Annotated in this window: 5 protein-coding genes and 1 pseudogene; all 6 read left to right on the top strand. The window is 41.0% G+C overall.

The window, feature by feature from the left end; all coding sequences use genetic code 11:
- Nucleotides 1–293 precede the first annotated feature (293 nt).
- Entirely contained in the window at nucleotides 294–5,015 is a 4,722-nt protein-coding gene (locus tag O3601_RS06495) for a ZmpA/ZmpB/ZmpC family metallo-endopeptidase (RefSeq protein ID WP_371471876.1), read from the top strand.
- Between the two features lie 236 nt (nucleotides 5,016–5,251).
- Complete coding sequence (locus O3601_RS06490) at nucleotides 5,252–9,040, top strand: sugar-binding domain-containing protein (protein ID WP_371471874.1); 3,789 nt, start codon at nucleotides 5,252–5,254, stop codon at nucleotides 9,038–9,040.
- Nucleotide 9,041: 1 nt separating this feature from the next.
- Nucleotides 9,042–10,730: an alpha-L-fucosidase gene (locus O3601_RS06485; RefSeq protein ID WP_371471872.1), complete on the top strand. Its 1,689-nt coding sequence runs from the start codon at nucleotides 9,042–9,044 to the stop codon at nucleotides 10,728–10,730.
- A gap of 100 nt (nucleotides 10,731–10,830) precedes the next feature.
- On the top strand, nucleotides 10,831–11,793 hold the full coding sequence (locus O3601_RS06480) for an Rpn family recombination-promoting nuclease/putative transposase (protein ID WP_371471870.1): 963 nt from the start codon (nucleotides 10,831–10,833) through the stop codon (nucleotides 11,791–11,793).
- A gap of 7 nt (nucleotides 11,794–11,800) precedes the next feature.
- Nucleotides 11,801–12,181, top strand: a pseudogene (locus O3601_RS06475) (hypothetical protein); the annotation flags it as partial.
- A gap of 416 nt (nucleotides 12,182–12,597) precedes the next feature.
- Nucleotides 12,598–19,460: DUF1542 domain-containing protein (locus tag O3601_RS06470; RefSeq protein ID WP_371471867.1), on the top strand; the 6,863-nt coding region annotated here is incomplete at its 3' end.

Genomic DNA, 19,460 nt, shown 5'->3' with positions numbered 1-19,460 from the left:
GGCAACAGGCTCTTTTTGCATTGCATTTGTTAAGAAAAGCAAAGAACATTGATATACATTTATACTCAATGAAAATCAAAGAGCAAACTAGGAAGCTAGCCGCAGGTTGTACTTGAGTACGGTAAGGCGACGCTGACGTGATTTGAATTTGATTTTCGAAGAGTATTAAATAAAAATTATTGTATGTTGTTGCCCTTAATTTGGAATGATAAGGGAATAACTAGAAAGATTTGTGAATACAAACTATTTCTGATATACTAAATATACAGTAATAATGAATGATAGGATATGGGATGAAAGAATTTCAATTTGAGAGAAAGCAGCGTTTTTCTTTGAGAAAATATACAATAGGAGCTTGTTCGATCTTGCTAGGAACGAGTTTATTTTTTGCTGGTATGGGTGCTCAACCTGTACAGGCTACCGAAACGAGTTCAACACTAATTTCAAGTCATTATTTGGATGAGCAGGATTTATCTGAAAAGCTGAAATCAGAGTTGCAATGGTTTGAAGAAAATAAGATTGAGGTAAAAGAGGGAAAAGAATACTATTTTGTCTATCGAAAATTGGCTACAAGATTACCAGAAACAGGTCTGTTTTCTAATGATGAGATGTTTATCTTGGGAGCAGGATTATTATTGCTTTCCTTCACTTTAATCAAGAGAAAAAAGGGAGCGTCTTACTTCCTTGTGAGCGTCTTTACTGTTGGTGGTTGGGGAGCATCCATCTCTGCTTTAGAAAATCTGGTAGAATTGCAACCAGCCCTTGTTAAGAGAGTAGAAGGTCAGTTTTTACCAAGTCCTGAAACAGTCCAAGGATATGAATTTACGGGATATTATTTGGTAAGAGATAGTGTTAGCAAGGAACTTTCTGTTGATAAGGTAGAGTCGCCAGCATTATCTCAAAAGGAGGAAAGTTTAGAACCTCAATCTAAGAAGATTGTACCACAGACTGCATCTCATTTTAGCTCGACTAAAGATCTTGTGCAATCTCCTCAACCATCTTACGCAGTTGAGCCTGTTTTAAATCCAACTCCTGAAAAAAGTATGAGTATTGAGTCTAAAAAAGTACCAGATGAAGGAATGAAAACTGTTACTGAAGACAAGCCAAAACTGGAAGTTAGGATAGGGGAGATAGAGTTTGAAACTCAATTGCAGTCTGACCCAACTCTGGCTAAGGGAGAAAAAAGAATTTCTATAGAAGGTGCCAAGGGACAAGAACGAATCTTAACAGAAGTAAGGGTTGTCGATGGTATTGTTACGCGAAATGAAGTAGGGAGAGAAGTGCTTCGTGAACCAGTTGCTCAGGTGATTTTGGTCGGGGCAAAAGAGAAGGAACTTCAAGAAAATGGTATAAGCCTAGCCCCGGAAGTCCAACCACCTCTTCCGTCTTATGAAGGCGGTGTTTCCGGTGAGTCCTTGGTAGAACCAGCGCTTCCCTCTTATGAAGGCGGTGTTTCCGGCGAGTCCTTGGTAGAACCAATGCTTTCCTCTTATGAAGGTGGTGTTTCCGGCGAATCCTTGGTGGAGCCGTCCCTTCCCTCTTATGAAGGTGGTGTTTCTGGCGAATCCTTGGTGGAACCGTCCCTTCCCTCTTATGAAGGTGGTGTTTCTGGCGAATCCTTGGTGGAACCGTCCCTTCCCTCTTATGAAGGTGGTGTTTCCGGCGAATCCTTGGTGGAGCCGTCCCTTCCGTCTTATGAGGGCGGTGTTTCCGGTGAGTCCTTGGTAGAGCCGTCCCTTCCATCTTATGGAGGTGGTGTTTCCGGCGATCCTTCGGTAGAGCCATCTCTTCCGTCTTATGAAGGCGGTGTTTCTGGTGAGCCCTTGGTAGAGCCGTCCCCTCCTTCTTATGAGGGTGGCGTTTCCGGTGAGCCTTCGGTAGAGCCATCTCTTCCGTCTTATGAAGGCGGTGTTTCTGGTGAGCCTTTGGTAGAGCCGTCTCTTCCTTCTTATGAAGGTGGCGTTTCCGGCGAGCCTGAGATACAGGAGGCTCTCCCAGAGTATAAAGATGACACTCAACTTCCTCAGACCAAAGTGGAGACCAAAGCTGTTCCTTATGAAATCGTTTATGAAAAGAATGAGGCACTAGACCACGGAGTTACAAGAGTAAAGATTCCGGGTGCTGAGGGACAAGAACAAGTTACTACTACTTATACTAAAGATCAAGCAAGTGGAAATATTTCTGAGAATAAGACTGTCAAAATAGTAGTTAACAAAGTTGATCAAGTTGTAGAAGTTGGAACTAAACCGAGTGTTGAAACTACTGTCTTATCTCATAAAACGATTTACCAAGTGAATCCTGCTTTGGAGTTCAGACGACAGGAAGTAGCGGTTGCGGGGCGTGATGGTTCGGTGGAAACTAGGACGACTTATCAACTAGACAAGGCAACAGGTCAGGTGACGGTATCTGATACTACTAAACAAGTAAATTCAGCAGTCGATAAAGTGATTCAAGTTGGTAATGTGGAAAAAGTAATACAACCGATTGCTGTTACTGATGAGCGAAGAGAGGATTCTTCACTTGCTAAAAATATAGAAAAGGTAGCATCTGAAGGAGAAGTTGGTGAGAATACACTTACCAGAACATACGCTATCAATGAACAAACTGGTGAATTGGTTAATCCTCAAGAAGTGAGTCAAATAACAAAACCAATGAAACCGAGAGTTATTTTAGTTGGTAGTCAGGAGGATAAACCACACATTCTTCCGGTTAATAGTGAGAGAGAAGATGCTGTGGATGTGTCTGCTCTGACCACAAGCGCGAGATCAGTAGATTTCTTAAATGACAGTAAACTAAAAGAACAGTTGGAGCCTGTCTATGATCCTCGAGATATTATAACAAAGAGAATTGCGCTCAGAAAAACACACCCAAATATTACTGACCAAGAGGTCAAAGATATGTTGCGCACAGAGTATCTTCAAAAACTGTCAATTCAAGAAAGCTTTGATCAGACGAAGATGCAAGCTGAGTCAAGTTTCAAAAAGATCGCCTCACATACTTTGGGAATTATAGGAGATACCCCTGAAAATCGTAGCAAGGTCAAACAAGAGCTTGAGCAATACAAAGAGCAGATCTTGTTGGGACTGTCTTATATCAATCGTTTTTATAATATTCAATTTGGGGACACGAATATTCGTGATATTCTGGCCTTTAATCCAAGTTCATTTGGCAATAAGACAATGACCGCCTTGGATAGTTTGAAAAAATTAGGATCCATGTCTTATGAAGAGATGAAATTGACCAATAGTCCTCAAACATTTACAAAGTATTTATCTACCATTACAGGTAAGGATAGTTTGAAGGAATTTTTAGACAGCAATCGCCAACTCTTTACGTCAGATGATGCGGATACTTGGCTTAAAAAATCTAGCCAAGCTATGATTGTTGACAAACCATCTAAAGAAAATCCTTCAGCGCATGTTGGGCTGTATAGTAAGTTGACAGCTGGGGAAAAGGATCCTCGTAAACAAGAGGCCAATATGGCTGCTATTTTGGGTCTTTTGAATGTGAAAGAACCAAATGTTTACGTGATTAGCAATATGGCGACAATTACCTATGGTAATATTGGTTCCTATATAGATACTTCTCTTGCCCAGTCTAATCCAACTAAGTATCAGGCTGAGCTTGCTAGAGTCAAGTCTTTAATTGAGAAAGCGGCTGTACAACAAGCCAACTATGTTGATACTCTTTATCGTATAACAAAACCAGAAAATCGTGATAAGTTGCTGACAAATCGTTTGATTATTGATACGATGAAGAAATATACAAGTGATCTGAATGCCCAGATTGATAGCACTTGGTCACCAGCTACTGGTAGTGGAGCTGATAAGGGGGTCGACCAGTTTATGACTCCTATGAATTACTATTCTCCAGTAAGTAAGGTGGGAGCTGAGGCCAATGGATTAGGTGTCCGTTACTTTATAGATAGAGTTTTGGATGATAGAGGTTCAGCGACTTATTCTCATGAAATGACGCACTTACTAGATAGAACGGTCTTGTTTAATAATCACGGTCGTCGAGATGGTACAGGAGCAGAGTTTTATGCGCGTGGTATTTTTGAAAACTCCTATAATCCAGAAAAGGATACTTATTTTAATCTCAACTTTGTATATGATGAGAGTGATCAGAATGGATTTTACAATAAAACACCTGATCGATTTAAAACGGCAGAAGATTTGCAATCTTACATGAAGGGAAGTTTTGATGTCCTTTATACTCTAGATTACCTAGAAGCAGAGGCAAGTAGAAACTTATCTGCAGAAGACAAGATGAGTTATTTCAAAAAAATAACGCCAATCACTTCAACAGGTTCTAGAACTTGGGTAGATTACCGTAATCCAGCAGTTAAACCAACTCATAAGAGTGAGGAGATTCAAGCTCTGACCTTAGAAGATGCTAAAAAATTGACAGATGTTGATAGTTTGATTGACAATCATATCATGGTCAACCGTTATATCATTGCTGGTTTTTCAGATAAAGGTAAGATTGCAGCAAATGGTTACTATACTGTTGATATGTTTGATACCATTTATGGTGTTAGTGAAAATGACTCTGGTATGAGTGGGGATATTACATTCAGAAAACAAGCCTTTGAATTGATGGCTGCTTTGGGCTATTATGAAGGATTTGTTCCTTATGTTTCAAATCAGTTTAAAGAAGAAGCAGAGTCTGAGAACAAGCCTTTATCTGATACTTACATTTTCAATAAAATTTTGAATGGTAAGAGCTATGCTGAGTTCAAAAAAGCACAGTTCAAGGAAAGAGTAGGTAAGATTGATCAATTGAAACCTTTGACAATCCAATATGAAGGTCAGGAAATAAGTCTGACAAGTCAGAAGTTACGTGAATTGATGCAGAAAGCTGTCCAAGAGGAGTTGAAACAGATTAAAGCAGGCAATACAACTGCGCGCACCTATACCTTTATCGAAACTCCAGTCCAAAAACTGAAAAAAGCGATTTATAAAGCTTATCTCAAAGATTCAGATGACTTTAGACAATCGATTTACAATAGCTAAGACAAAAGGAACATCTCTCTGGAATGAACATTCAGAGGGGTGTTTTTTGGTCTCTTTTGAGGTTTGTATTGTTTATTGCAAATTACAGTTTGCTTGAATAGGGAATGATTTTCAGACTTTTCCACAAATTATAGAATCTTTTCTGAGGATTTAGGGAGTGATGGAGGAAATCTTGAAAGCGCTTTTGTTTTGTGCTATAGTCAAGTATATTGATTCGTTTAAAGAGGATTGTTTGTATGAGAAGAGAAGAAGTTTTACGGCATCACTGGTTTTTTAGTCAGGAGGTGGGGAAGGAAGAGGCCTTGGCGTCGGATTTTCAGAGGGGAAATTGGCAGGCCATTCAAGTGCCACATGACTGGAGTATTTACAATGATTTTGACCAGTATTCGCCAGCGCAAAATGAGGGTGGTCAGTTAAACGGGGGTCAGGCTTGGTACCGGACGCAGTTTTACTTGGAAGAAGATGCCAGTCTTGTTTTGGTGCGTTTGCTCTTTGACGGGGTTTATATGAATGCCCAAGTCTATATCAACGGGCAAGTGCTGGGCTATTATCCCAATGGCTATACACCCTTTTCTTATGATATCACGCCTTATCTAAGAAATGATGGGACGGCCAACCAGCTTGCGGTTTTTGTCGACAATCAGCAACCTAGCAGTCGTTGGTACTCTGGTAGCGGTATCTACCGAGAAGTAAAATTGTTGATTACAGATGCAGTTCATCTAGATTTGTATGGGATTAAGATAGCAAGTCCCAAGCTTAAGGAGCAAAGGCAATCTTGGGTGGAAACCCAGCTTGAAAGCAAGGTTTCAAATGATGGCCTTCAGTCCGTGTCGGTGTATTTAGAACAGAGTATCTGGTATGAAGGACAACAGCTGTCAGACTGGCAGGTGACAGATTCTGTAGTGATTGAAGCTGGGGGAAAATATCATTTTCAACAAGCGATATCTATTTTTCACCCTTTGCTTTGGGATATTGACCATCCTCACCTTTACCAATTGAAGACTCGCCTTTACAAAAATGGCATTTTGGTTGATGAAGAAGAGGAGAGCTTTGGTTACCGCTATATGGATTGGCAAGCAGATAAGGGCTTCTTTCTAAATGGTCACTGGTTGAAGATTCATGGGGTTTGTCTCCACCATGACTACGGAGCGCTGGGAGCTGCGGAAAACAGGTCAGCTGCCGAGAGACGCTTGCGCCAGATGAAGGAAATGGGAGTCAACGCTATCCGAATCACCCATAATCCAGCCAGTAGTATCTTGCTAGATGTGGCTGCCAAAATGGGGCTACTTATTCAAGAAGAAGCCTTTGATACCTGGTATGGAGGCAAGAAAGAATATGATTATGGTCGCTTTTTTGAGGAAGAAGCGACTCATCCAGAAGCGAAAGCAGGCGATTTCTGGTCAGATTATGATTTACGCACCATGATTGAGCGTGGTAAGAACAATCCAGCGATTTTTATGTGGTCCTTGGGAAATGAAGTCAGCGAAGCAAATGGCGATGCTCATTCATTGAAGACTATCAAACGCTTGCTAGAAAGGGTCAATGAGATTGATGATAGCCGTTTTGTGACTATGGGAATGGATCAGTTCCGCTTTGGAGATGGGTCTGGAGGTCATGAAAAGATAGCCGATTTGCTGGATGTGGTGGGCTTGAATTACTCAGAAGATAATATTGATGGGATTCGCAAAAGACATCCAAAGTGGCGACTTTATGGGTCTGAAACCTCATCAGCTACAAGGACGCGTGATAGCTATTTTCGCCCTGATAAGGAATGGGTTGGGGATAATCGCCGCGTGAGGAATTTTGAACAGTCGGACTATGGTAATGATCGAGTTCCTTGGGGGAAGACAGCAACGGCTTCTTGGATAGCAGATAGAAATCGGCTAGACTATGCAGGTCAGTTTATCTGGACAGGAGTGGACTATATAGGTGAGCCGACTCCTTGGCACAATCAAAATGACACACCTGTCAAGAGCTCCTATTTTGGGATTGTGGACACAGCAGGGATTCCTAAAAATGACTATTATCTCTACCAAAGTCAGTGGTTGGATGGTAATCAGCATCCCATGGTTCATATCCTACCTCACTGGAATTGGGAAATCCACAAGAGTTATCAACAAGTTGTGGATAAGTATGGGGATATCCCTGTTCGAGTGTATTCAAATGCTGGCTCTGTAGAGCTATTTCTTAATGGAAAATCCCAAGGTTTGAAAACATTTCAGGAAAAATGGACTTCAGATGGCAGAAAATACCAAGAGGGAGAAGGTTCTGACCAACTCTATCTCGAATGGCGTTTGGCTTATCAACCGGGAGAATTGCGTGCTGTGGCTTATGACCGTCAAGGTCAGCTTGTGGCAGAAGATAGGGTGGTGACTGCAGGTAAGCCTGCTAAGATTGGGCTTCATGCCGAAAAAACACAACTTAAACCAGATGGGCAAGACCTCCTTTATCTCTACTTTGATGTATTGGATAAATCAGGAAATTGGGTGTCGAGTGCTTCCAATCAGATTCATTTTAAAATTGAGGGCCCTGCTCGCATTGTGGGTGTGGATAATGGCAGGCAGGCTAGTCGTGAACGTTACCAAGCCCAGAAAAATGGTCGTTTTAAGAGGAAAGCCTTTCATGGCAGAGGTGTCCTCTTAGTTCAGAGCTTGGAGCAGGCAGGTCTAGTCAGAGTAAAAGCTAGTGCTAGAGGGCTAGAGCAAGCAAGTTTTGATATCTTAGTGGGAGAGGCTTTTGATTGCAAGTCAGTAAAAAATCAGCGCTTATTTGAGATTCGAGTGGACAAGCAGGCAGGCTTACAAGAAGGAGATTCCCCAGCTATTGGACTTTATCCACAAACTGTGGATAACCCTGTGAACAAGGTGGGGAATAGTGAAGTGATTTGGGAAACGAGTGGTAGTGCTCACGCCATTATCAAGCAGGGAGTACTTCATTGCTTGTCTGCAGGGGACTTGGCTATTCGCGCCATGTATCAAGGCAAGATCTATCAAACTCATTTGCAGGTCGCAGAAAATACCTCACTAGGGCAAGCAGTTTCTGTACGACCACTTCGCTTGTATACAGATAGGGGGACTTATCCACAGCTGCCATCTTCAGTCTTGGTGGACTATGAGTCCGGTAGTGCAAAACGAGTCAAGGTTGTTTGGGAGGCAATCTCCGAAGAAGATATAGCAAGCTTTCATAAATTTACGGTATCTGGTCATCTTGAGGGGCTGGATATAAAGGCTTCTGCTCAGATTTGTGTCCAAGGGATTTGCGCTATTGAGCCTGAAAGGGTCTGGACGCTTGTCAAGGAAGTCCCACATTTACCAGACCGAGTCAAGCTAGTCTTATCAGATGGCAGACGAGATACGGCCAAGGTGACTTGGGATGAACTCAATCCTCAAGTCTATGCTCAGGTAGGAGAATGTGTGCTCACAGGGCAAGTAGCGGGCTGTGAGTTGCCAGCAACAGTTACCATTCATGTGACAGATACCAGTGTAGATGGGGAAGTTATTTCCAATCAGTGGACAGGATCCAACCTGCCTCTGGTCTTTGCTTCTCATTCAGAGCCGAATCACCCAGCCTCTTACCTCAATGACAAGGTCATTGCTCGGAAGAAATCGACAGCCAATACCTGGATTAGCAAGTCAGAGCAAGCCAGCGTGGGCATTCTTTTTGGAGATGCAGGCATTTTAAAACCGCGATTTGTGGATAATGTGATCTTGTATTATGTTGAGAATCAAGACTACGTGGCGATGGAGCCTACTTTTATTGATTATTATGTAGGGAATGAGCCTACTTTACCTCGGACTCCCAATCATTTGGATAAGGATTCCCTGCTCAAGCAAGAGGAGAATTGGCGACCTGTATCAGGTATCCGAAAAATTTCAAGCGACAAGGATGAAGAGATTCGTTTTGAATTTGACAAGGTGGAGACCTATGCCCTTCGTCTTCGATTTGAAAACTTGGCAAGCCCCCTAGCGTTAACAGAATTACAAATACATGCCAAAAAAGTAAAGAAAAATGTAGATAGGAAGTAGTATGGTGAGAGAAATAAAACCTCATGGGCCCTTGCCTAGTCAGGCCCAGCTAGCGTATTTTGAGGATGAACTAGCAGCCTTTATCCATTTTGGTCCCAATACTTTTTATGACCAGGAATGGGGGACAGGTCAGGAGGATCCTGAACGCTTTAACCCGACAAGGTTAGATGCGCGTGAGTGGGTTCGTGTGCTCAAGGAAACGGGCTTTAAAAAGTTGATTTTGGTGGTCAAGCACCACGACGGCTTTGTCCTCTATCCGACGGCTCACACAGATTATTCGGTCAAGGCCAGCCCTTGGAGGAATGGAGAGGGTGATTTACTCCTTCAAGTATCCCAAGCTGCAACAGAGTTTGATATGGATATGGGGGTCTACCTATCACCCTGGGATGCCCACAGCCCCCTCTATCATGTGGACCTAGAAGCGGACTATAATGTCTATTATCTGGCTCAGCTGAAGGAAATTTTATCAAATCCTGCCTATGGTAATGCGGGAAAATTTGCTGAGGTCTGGATGGATGGTGCCAGAGGAGAGGGCGCTCAAAAGGTCAATTATGAATTTGAAAAATGGTTTGAAACCATTCGTGAACTGCAGGGCGATTGCTTGATTTTTTCAACAGAAGGCACTAGTATTCGCTGGATTGGCAATGAACGAGGGTATGCAGGTGATCCCCTGTGGCAAAAGGTAAATCCAGATCAACTAGGAACAGAAGCAGAGTTGGATTATCTTCAGCACGGAGATCCCTCGGGCACGATTTTTTCAATCGGTGAGGCAGATGTTTCCATCCGGCCGGGCTGGTTTTACCATGAGGATCAAGATCCTAAGTCACTTGAGGAGTTGGTAGAGATTTATTTTCACTCGGTGGGGAGGGGAACACCTCTCTTGCTCAATATTCCGCCGAATCAAGATGGGCTCTTTGACCAGAAGGATATTGAACGCCTCTATGAATTTGCGGCTTATCGTGACGAGCTCTATAAAGAAGATTTGGCTCTGAGAGCCAAGGTATCTGGTCCTGCTCTTTCCGCAGACTTTGCTTGTCACCATTTGACAGATGGTCTTGAGACCAGCTCTTGGGCAAGCGATGCAGACTTGCCCATTCAGTTAGAACTCGACTTAGGGTCACCTAAAACTTTTGATGTAATTGAGTTAAGAGAAGATTTGAAGCTAGGGCAACGAATCGCTGCTTTTCATGTGCAAGTAGAGGTGGATGGCGTCTTGCAGGAATTTGGTACGGGCTTCACAGTTGGTTATAAGCGCCTCTTGCGAGGTCCGCTAGTAGAGGCACAGAAGGTGCGCGTGATGATTACCGAGACACAATCTATGCCTGTATTGACCAAGATTGCTCTCTATAAAACTCCGAGGTTATCACAAAAAGTAGCTGTTCAGGGACTAGCATTTGCAGAAAAAAGTCTAGCTGTGACAAAGGGAGAGACTCTTCATTTTAGGATTGAACGTAGCGAAAGTAATACTCCTTTGGAGGCTAAGATTTCGATTCAACCGGGGACAGGTGTCCATGGTGTCGCCTATCAGGACGAAATTCAAGTCCTTCAATTCCAAGCTGAGGAAAGCAAAAAAGATTTGACCATACCAACCCTGTATTTTGCTGCTGATAAGACCTTGGATTTCTATCTGAATCTGACTATTGATGGACAGTTGATTGATCAAGCTTATATTTTAGTTGAAACGAGATAAAATATCTTCAGAATTCATTTCCTTTCCGAATAAATAGATAGAACCATCGAATCTAACAAAATTAGATTTAAAACTATGGTATAATAAGAGGAGGAAATGGATGACTTTAAGACATCCGGGCATCAGCCCAACCAATGACTTGGTTGCTAAGAAAATCTTTAGCAATCCAGAAATCACTTGTCAATTTATCCGCGATATGCTGGACTTACCAGCCAAAAATGTAACCATTTTGGAGGGAAGCAATATTCATGTCTTGCCTTCCCTGCCCTACTCGGCGCAGGATTTCTATACTAGTATAGACGTCTTGGCAGAGTTGGACAATGGCACGCAAGTAATTATTGAAATCCAAGTTCATCATCAGAATTTTTTCATCAATCGCCTGTGGGCTTACCTGTGCAGTCAGGTCAATCAAAATCTTGAAAAAATTCGCCAGCAAGAAGGAAATACTCATCAGAGTTACAAACACATCGCACCAGTATATGCTATCGCAATCGTGGACAGTAATTACTTCCAAGATGATTTAGCCTTTCACAGTTTTAGTATGCGAGAAGACACGACAGGTGAAGCATTAACCATCACCAATAACGGACAGGAACATCATCTGGTTAAGATGGCGTTCTTGGAATTAAAAAAATACAGAGAAACCAGCAAAGATAGCATTCGCAAACCGTGGTTGGAGTTTTTTGGGAATAAGCCCTTTACCCAGCAACCCGAGCGAGCCATCAGCCAAGCAGACCAACTGCTGGACTACAAGAGCTGGTCTGAGGAGGACAGGAAAATGTTTAGTCAACTACGTATGCGAGAAGAACAAGCCTTGTTGGCACAGGATTATGCCTTAGAAAAAGCTGAAGAAAGAGGGTTAGAACGTGGCCTTGAACGTGGGCGAGCTGAGGGGCTTGAACGAGGACGAGCAGAGGGAGTTGAACAGGGACTGGAGCGTGGGAAAATATTTACCTTTCTTGATTTAGTGCGCCAACATGTTTTAACTTCCGAATTTGCGAGTGAGCAATTGGGTATGTCTATAGCTGAATTTGAGTCACTATTGAAAGACCATCATAAATAAGACCTAAAAATACAGAGAAACCAGCAAAGATAGTATTCGCAAACCATGGTTGGAGTTTTTTGGGAATAAGCCCTTTACCCAGCAACCCGAGCGAGCCATCAGCCAAGCAGACCAACTGCTAGACTACAAGAGCTGGTCCGAGGAGGACAGGAAAATGTTTAGTCAACTACGTATGCGTGAAGAACAAGCCTTGTTAGCACAGGACTATGCCTTGGAAACAGCTAGGGCGGAAGGTCTTGAACAGGGGTTGGAACGTGGGAAAGTTGAAGGAAGGGAAGAAGGGAAACTTTTTGCATTTCTGGATATGGTCCGCCAAGGTCTTCTGACTTCCGAGGTTGCTAGCCATCAATTGGGAATGACCGTGGCTGAGTTTGAGGCCTTGTTGTAAGTAGAAAACGATGACATGTTACCGAAATGAGGTAGCATGTTTTATTTTTGGTTCATATTTTTTACGGATAATTTTTTCTTATGCAGTGCAAAAATAGTTTGTTTCACCCATCAAACTTATTTATTTTACTACCAATCCTATATGAATGCGCTATCTTTATGGATGGAATTAAAACAAAAGCAAATTTATTATAAAAATATGCGGATTATTTATTTACAAAAACAAGAAAATATACAAAACTAATTTATCTGAAAATCCCTTACTTTCCCAAAACGCTTTTTTTTTTTGCGAAAATTTTAAATCAAATCATTTGCATATATATTGAAAATAAGATAAAATGTAAATCGTAGATCTCTACATACAGATGTCATGTGGAAATCAAATTAATTAACCTCACAAAAGGAGAAAAGAAAATAATGGAAAACAAACCATCTATGAGTCGTGTTGAACGTCTGCACCGTGAGAAGGTCACTCGTTACTCGATCCGTAAATATAGTTTTGGGGCGGCTAGTGTAGCGGTCGCTGCTCTCTTCATGTTCTTAGGTAATGGAGCTGTATCTGTTCAAGCGGATCAAATCCAACCTGGAGACACAGCTACTGCTCAGCCAGCAACTCCAGCTTTGGACAAGACCCAACTTGAAAGCTATATTTCAGAAGTTAAATCAAAACTTTCTGCAGGCAAGTATGCTAATAAAACAGAGGAAAGTCTTGCTCTTTTAAATGGTAAATTGGCTTCTGCTGAGTCTGTACTCGCTTCTGCAACTACTCAAGATGAATTGACAACGGCTTATCAGAAACTAGTGATGTTTGTTAGTTCAGGGTTAAAAAACAAACCAAAAGAAGCTCCGAAAGTAGACACTACTAACGGGCAACCAACTGTAGGTAAAAAAGCAGAAAACACTGAACCAAAATCTGATTCTAACTCAATCGAAAATACAGGATCTAATGACCCACGTAACGGTAAAGAGATGGATAAAGAGAATGCGTTACGTACAGAAACAACAAAGACTTTAGATAGCATAAGCTATACTATGGAGTTTTCTAATGACTCTACAAAAGAAATCTATCTTTATAACGAAGAAGATGCAAATGTTAATATTACTGTAAATTCGACAGCAGGGAAGATTACTAAAGCAGGTGTTAAAGGTGGCAGTGGTCAGTTCTTGAACAAAAGTAAGAAGGTAGATGATCCATTTGAAGCTGAAGAAATAGACGGTTGGGGTTGGACTTATCATTCAATTTTAGATGCAACGCAAGGACCGGCGCCGGTTAGAGTTACCGGAAAACCAAACGAAGAGTTTAAAAAACTACCTGCTTATACAAAACAAGAAAGTCAACATGCGGGACTAGGAGATAGATATTTACAGGTCTATGATGATGCAGGAGCAAAAATTGAAAAAACATCAGGGAAAAATGCTTTGGGTTATTTCAGACTAGTTGTTAAATCTCAAACATACAAATATAGCATCAAATTGCCAGAATCAAATGCTGATAAGATTGCTGTTTCAAATATTGATAGCTTAACTGAAGCAGATATTGCCAAAATTAAAGAAAAAATTAAGATTCAATATTCTGATATTGCAACTACACAAGATGCTCGACTAGCGTCTCACAGAGGGGAAGTCTTAGCAGATAAAAATACAGTAGTAGCAGAAAACGGAATCACTGTTGAAAATGGAACAGTTACTGTTACCTATAAAGATGGTTCAGTAGACACCACTCCAGTTGCAGATGTGGCACGTACAAACGAGCCTCCGACTGTAGAAATTCCATACTCAGATGCAGCTAACCGAGAAATTTATGTTTATGGTGCAGAAGAAAACTCTTTCAATATTAAAATCAAAGATGATTCGGATAAGGTTGCAAAAGCCACACTGGAACAATGGGGAAGCAATGCTTTCAAACCTGTAGACGGTGAGACTGATAAAATCAATACCCAGTATGGATATACAGCAAACGAGTTTAAAACTGAAACACCAGCATCGGACGCGACACCAGCGGTTATCACATACTCAGGTACTCCGAAGGCAGTAGATAATTTATCACAAGATAGACTAGACGCAGCGACTAGAGGAGAAACTCCACAGGGGCTAGCTCTAGGTTGGCGTTATGTAGCAGTTACAGATGTTGAAGGAACAAAATTTGCTGGTTCTGGAAAGGATGCTGCTAATGACCACGCTTTCCGTGTCATGCTTAAACCTCAAACTCAAAAGTATGATGTTACAACACCGGCAGAAGAATCTGCTAAGTTCCCAGTAGTTGATGCTAATAACGTAACAGATGCAGAGTTTAAGAAACTAGTTGGTGAAAACAATGCCAATATCAAACTTCACTATTCTGCAAAAAATACAGATGCTAACTTAGTATCAAAACGTAACGAAAATGTTGATGACAAAGATACTAAAATTAAATCTGTTACAAAAGTAGATAACAATATGGTGGTAACGTATAAAGATGGATCTACAGATACATTACCATTAACTAAATTTGCACGTACTAACGAAGCTCCAACAGTTGAAATTCCATACTCAGTAGACGGTAAAAAAGACGTTTACGTGTATGCCAATGAAGACTTTGAAATTCCTATTAAATTTACAGATGATTCAGGAAAAATAGCATCAGCAAACGTTTTACGTGGTGGAAATAATGAATCGCCAGTTAAAGATGCATCAAATCCAAATGTATTGAATAATGAGTTCAATACAACAGTTGAAAAAATTTCTACTGAAACAGTAGCGACAGCTGAGAATCCTGCTATCGTAAAAATTCAAGGGAACATTTCAAAAGATAACTCTGGAATTCCTGCAAGTTCCTTCCCTAAAGAACCAAATCAAGAACTTAAAATTGTAACTCGTTATGCAACAGCAACAGATACTGATGGAAGAGAACTTTCTAATATTGCAACTAGTGATTCATATGCGAAAGACCCAGGTTCATTCACTATTAAACTAAAAGCTCAAACAGCAAAATATGACATTAAAACTCCAGAAACAAAAGTTCCTGTAGTGGATGCTAATAATGTCACAGAAGCTGAGTTTAATGAGATTAAGAAAAATATTAAAATTCAATACTCTACTGAAAACCCAGATAAAAATCTAGCTGATAAAAAAGGTAAAGAAGTAGAAAATCAAGATGATCGTATTGAATCTATTACAAAAGATGGAAACAATGTTGTAGTAACCTATAAAGACGGTTCTAAAGATACTAAACCATTAACTGACTTTGCACGTACAAACCCAGCACCAACAGTAGAACTTCCATACTCAAACCCAGATAAGAAACAAATCTATGTTTATACTGGTGAAAATACTGACTTAACATTCAAAGCTTCAGATGATGCAGAAGTTAAAGATTTGTACCTACGTGGACCAGGTGGTGTTGGAAATGATAACACTGCAGGTTATGGATTTACAACAGGTAAGATTGATAACGATGTAGTTACAAATGGCGAAGGAACAGTATCTGACGATAAGAGAACAGCAACTATCAAGATGACAGGTGTTACAACACTTACAGCTCCAAACAAATGGACAAGTTTTGTTGTTGCTAATGACAATGATAATGCAAGATCATTACCAGAGGATCAGAACTTTGATGCTTCAACTGACGATGCAGTACGCCAACAAAAACCAGGATATGTTGAGTTTATCGTTAAAAACCAAACATCTAAATATGACATTGCAGCTCCAACTGAAAAAGTTGCTGTAACAGATCCAGCTAACGTAACAGAAGCAGAATTAGAGAAAATCAAAGAAAAACTACAAATTGAGTACTCTAATAACAATGATGATGCTAACTTAGCTGACAAAAAAGGTAAAACTGTAGATGCTGCAGATGCTAAGGCTAAGATTGCCTCAGTAACAAAAGATGACCAAGGAAATCTTGTAGTAACATACACAGACGGTTCTACAGATAAAAAACCATTGTCAGAATTTGTAACTCTAGACAAACAACCAGCTATCGATGAGGTTAATAAAGCAGCTGAGAAGCAAATTGAGGCTATTAACAATAACCCAGAAGCAACTAAAGAAGAAAAAGATAAAGCAATCGAGCAAGTAAATGCAGATAAAGCTAAAGCTCTTCAAGATATTGCTAACTCTAATGCTACAACTAAACCTGAGTTAGATAAAGTAGAAAAAGCAGGAACTGACAAGATTAAAACAGATAATCCTGTAATTGCTAAGAAAGATGAAGCTAAGAAAGCGATTGACGATGCGTTAGCAGCTAAAAACAAAGCAATCGATGCTCGTCCAGATCTAACTCCAGAAGAGAAAACTAAAGCTAAAGAAGCAGCAAAAGCAGCAGCTGATAAAGCTAAGGAAGCTGTCGATGCAGCAAAAACTAATGCGGATGTTGATACTGCAGCAGGAAAAATTGGAGATGAACTTAAGAAAGTAAATCCAGTAGCTAAAGAAGCAGCTAAGAAAGCAATCGCTGATGAGTTAGCTAAGAAAGAAAAAGCAATCGACGCTCGTACTGATTTGACGAAAGAAGAAAAAGACGCAGCTAAGAAAGAAGCTCAAGATAAAGCAAAAGAAGAGACGGACGCTATTAACGCACAGCCAGATAACGCAGAAACACCAGAAAAAGCAGCAGAAGCTCAAAAAGCAGTAGATGCAGCAAAAGATAAAGGTGTAGCAGATGTTAAAGCTGTAAATCCAGTAGCAGCTAAGAAAGCGGAAGCTAAACAAGCAATCGACGATGCGCTAACAGCTAAAAACCAAGAAATCGATGCTCGCACAGATTTAACTCCAGAAGAGAAAACTAAAGCTAAAGAAGTAGCAAAAGCGCAAGCAGATGTAGCAAAAGCAGCAGTTGATAATGCAACTACAAATGCAGCCGTTGATAAAGCTAAAGCAGATGGAACTACAGCAGTTGCAAATGTAACTCCAGTAGCAAAAGAAGAAGCTAAGAAAGCAATTAATGATGCGTTAACAGCTAAAAATAAAGAAATCGATGCTCGTCCAGACTTAACTGATGAAGAAAAAACAGCAGCTAAGAATGAAGCAAAAGATAAAGCTGATGCACAATTAGCGAAAATCAATGAACAACCTGATACAGCAACTACACCAACAGCAGCTAAAACAGCTCAAGATGCAGTAGATGCGGCTAAGAAAACAGGTGTAGATGAAGTTACTGCAGTGAATCCAGTAGCAGTTAAGAAACCAGCAGCTAAGAAAGCGATTGACGATGCACTTAAAGCTAAAGAAGCAGCAATTGACGCTCGTCCAGATTTAACTGATGAAGAGAAGAAAGCCGCTAAGGATGAAGCTAAAGCAGCCGCTGATAAAGCTAAAGAAGCAATTGATGCAGCACCAAGCAATGCAGCAGTAGACGCAGCTAAGAAAACAGGTGTAGATGAAGTTGCAGCTGTAAATCCAGAAGCAGTTAAGAAACCAGCAGCTAAGAAAGCGATTGACGATGCACTTAAAGCTAAAGAAGCAGCCATTGACGCTCGTCCAGATTTAACTGATGACGAGAAGAAAGCTGCTAAGGACGCCGCTAAGGATGCCGCTGATAAAGCTAAAGAAGCAATTGATGCAGCACCAACGGATGTAGCAGTAGACGCAGCTAAAGAAACTGGTACAGGTGACATTGCGAAAGTTAACTCAGTAGCTAAAGAAGTAGCTAAGAAGGCAGTAGCAGATGAATTAGCTAAGAAAGAAGCAGCCATCGATGCTCGTCCAGACTTAACTGACGAAGAAAAAGCAGCAGCTAAGAAAGAAGCTCAAGATAAAGCTAAAGCAGCAACAGATGCAATCAATGATCAACCATCTATCGCAGAAACACCAGAAAAAGCAGCAGAAGCTCAAAAAGCAGTAGATGCAGCTAAGAAAACAGGTGTAGATGAAGTTGCAGCTGTAAATCCAGAAGCGGCTAAGAAACCAGCAGCTAAGAAAGCCATTGACGATGCACTTAAAGCTAAAGAAGCAGCCATTGACGCTCGTCCAGATTTAACTGATGCCGAGAAGAAAGCCGCTAAAGATGCCGCTAAAGATGCCGCTGATAAAGCTAAAGCAGCAGTAGATGCAGCACCAACAGATGCAGCAGTAGACGCAGCTAAAGAAACTGGCACAGGTGACATTGCGAAAGTTAACCCAGTAGCTAAAGAAGCAGCTAAGAAAGCAATCGCTGATGAGTTAGCAGAAAAAGAAAAAGCAATTGACGCTCGTCCAGATTTGACGAAAGAAGAAAAAGACGCAGCTAAGAAAGAAGCTCAAGATAAAGCTAAGGAAGCAACAGATGCAATCAACGATCAACCAGCTAATGCAGAGACACCAGAAAAAGCAGCAGAAGCTCAAGCAGCAGTAGATGCAGCTAAGAAAACAGGTGTAGATGAAGTTGCAGCTGTAAATCCAGAAGCCAAAGCCAAACCAGCAGCTAAGAAAGCAATTGATGATAAATTAGCTGAGCAATTAAAAGAAATTGCTAACACTCCAGATGCTACAGATGATGAGAAGAAAGTTGCAGCAGATGCAGCGAAAGCTCTAGCAGAAGAAGCTAAGGAAGAAATCGATAAAGCTGGAACAGATGCAGAAGTTAAGCAACTTCAAGAAGAAGCTGAAGGTGAAATTGAAAAATCTGTACCTGTTGTAGAAGATAAGCCAAATGCTCGTAAAGCAATTGATGAAGAAGCAACAGCTAAAAAAGCAGCAATTGACGCTCGCGACGACTTGACTCCTAAAGCTAAAGAAGATCTTAAAGCTCAAGTAGATGCAATCGCAGATCAAGCTAAGAAATCTGTAGATGCAGCTAAAACCGCAGACGCTGTTAATGGAATTGAAGAGTCAGATAAAGCGGCTATTAATGCTGTAGGTGAAGTGAATATTCCGGCTGACAAAGTTCTTGTAAATGATCCAAGTGCTTTAACAGATGATGAAAAAGCTAAGGTCTTAGAAGCTGTTAAGAAAGTAAATCCAGATGCTAAAGAAATCACTCAAGACGCAGATGGAAATGTTACTGTTACAACTCCAGATGGACACAAAGAAATCATCACTCCTGAGCAAGTAGTGAAAACTGCAGATACAGCAAATGATCCAAAAGCAGGTAACGATATCGTTAAACCAGCGGATAAAGTAGTTGTAAATGATCCTGCTAAGTTGACAGATGCTGAGAAGGAGAAGATTAAAGCAGCAGTTGAAGCTGTAAATCCAAACTCAATTGTAGTAGTTGATGACAAAGGAAATGCTAAAGTTTCAACTCAAGATGGTCAAACACAAGTTATTCCTGTAGAAGAATTAGTACGTACTGTTGAAGATACTAAGAAACCAAACGCAGG

The sequence above is a fragment of the Streptococcus sp. 20925_1_69 genome, assembly GCF_041432365.1.
Lineage (GTDB): Bacteria > Bacillota > Bacilli > Lactobacillales > Streptococcaceae > Streptococcus.
Note: the sequence above shows the minus strand (reverse complement) of the source record. Positions and strands in the feature narration are given on the sequence as shown.

Coding starts and splice junctions, on each gene's coding strand:
- O3601_RS06480 (WP_371471870.1), top strand. CDS start 10,831: ATGACTTTAAGACATCCGGGCATCAGCCCAACCAATGACTTGGTTGCT.
- O3601_RS06490 (WP_371471874.1), top strand. CDS start 5,252: ATGAGAAGAGAAGAAGTTTTACGGCATCACTGGTTTTTTAGTCAGGAG.
- O3601_RS06485 (WP_371471872.1), top strand. CDS start 9,042: ATGGTGAGAGAAATAAAACCTCATGGGCCCTTGCCTAGTCAGGCCCAG.
- O3601_RS06495 (WP_371471876.1), top strand. CDS start 294: ATGAAAGAATTTCAATTTGAGAGAAAGCAGCGTTTTTCTTTGAGAAAA.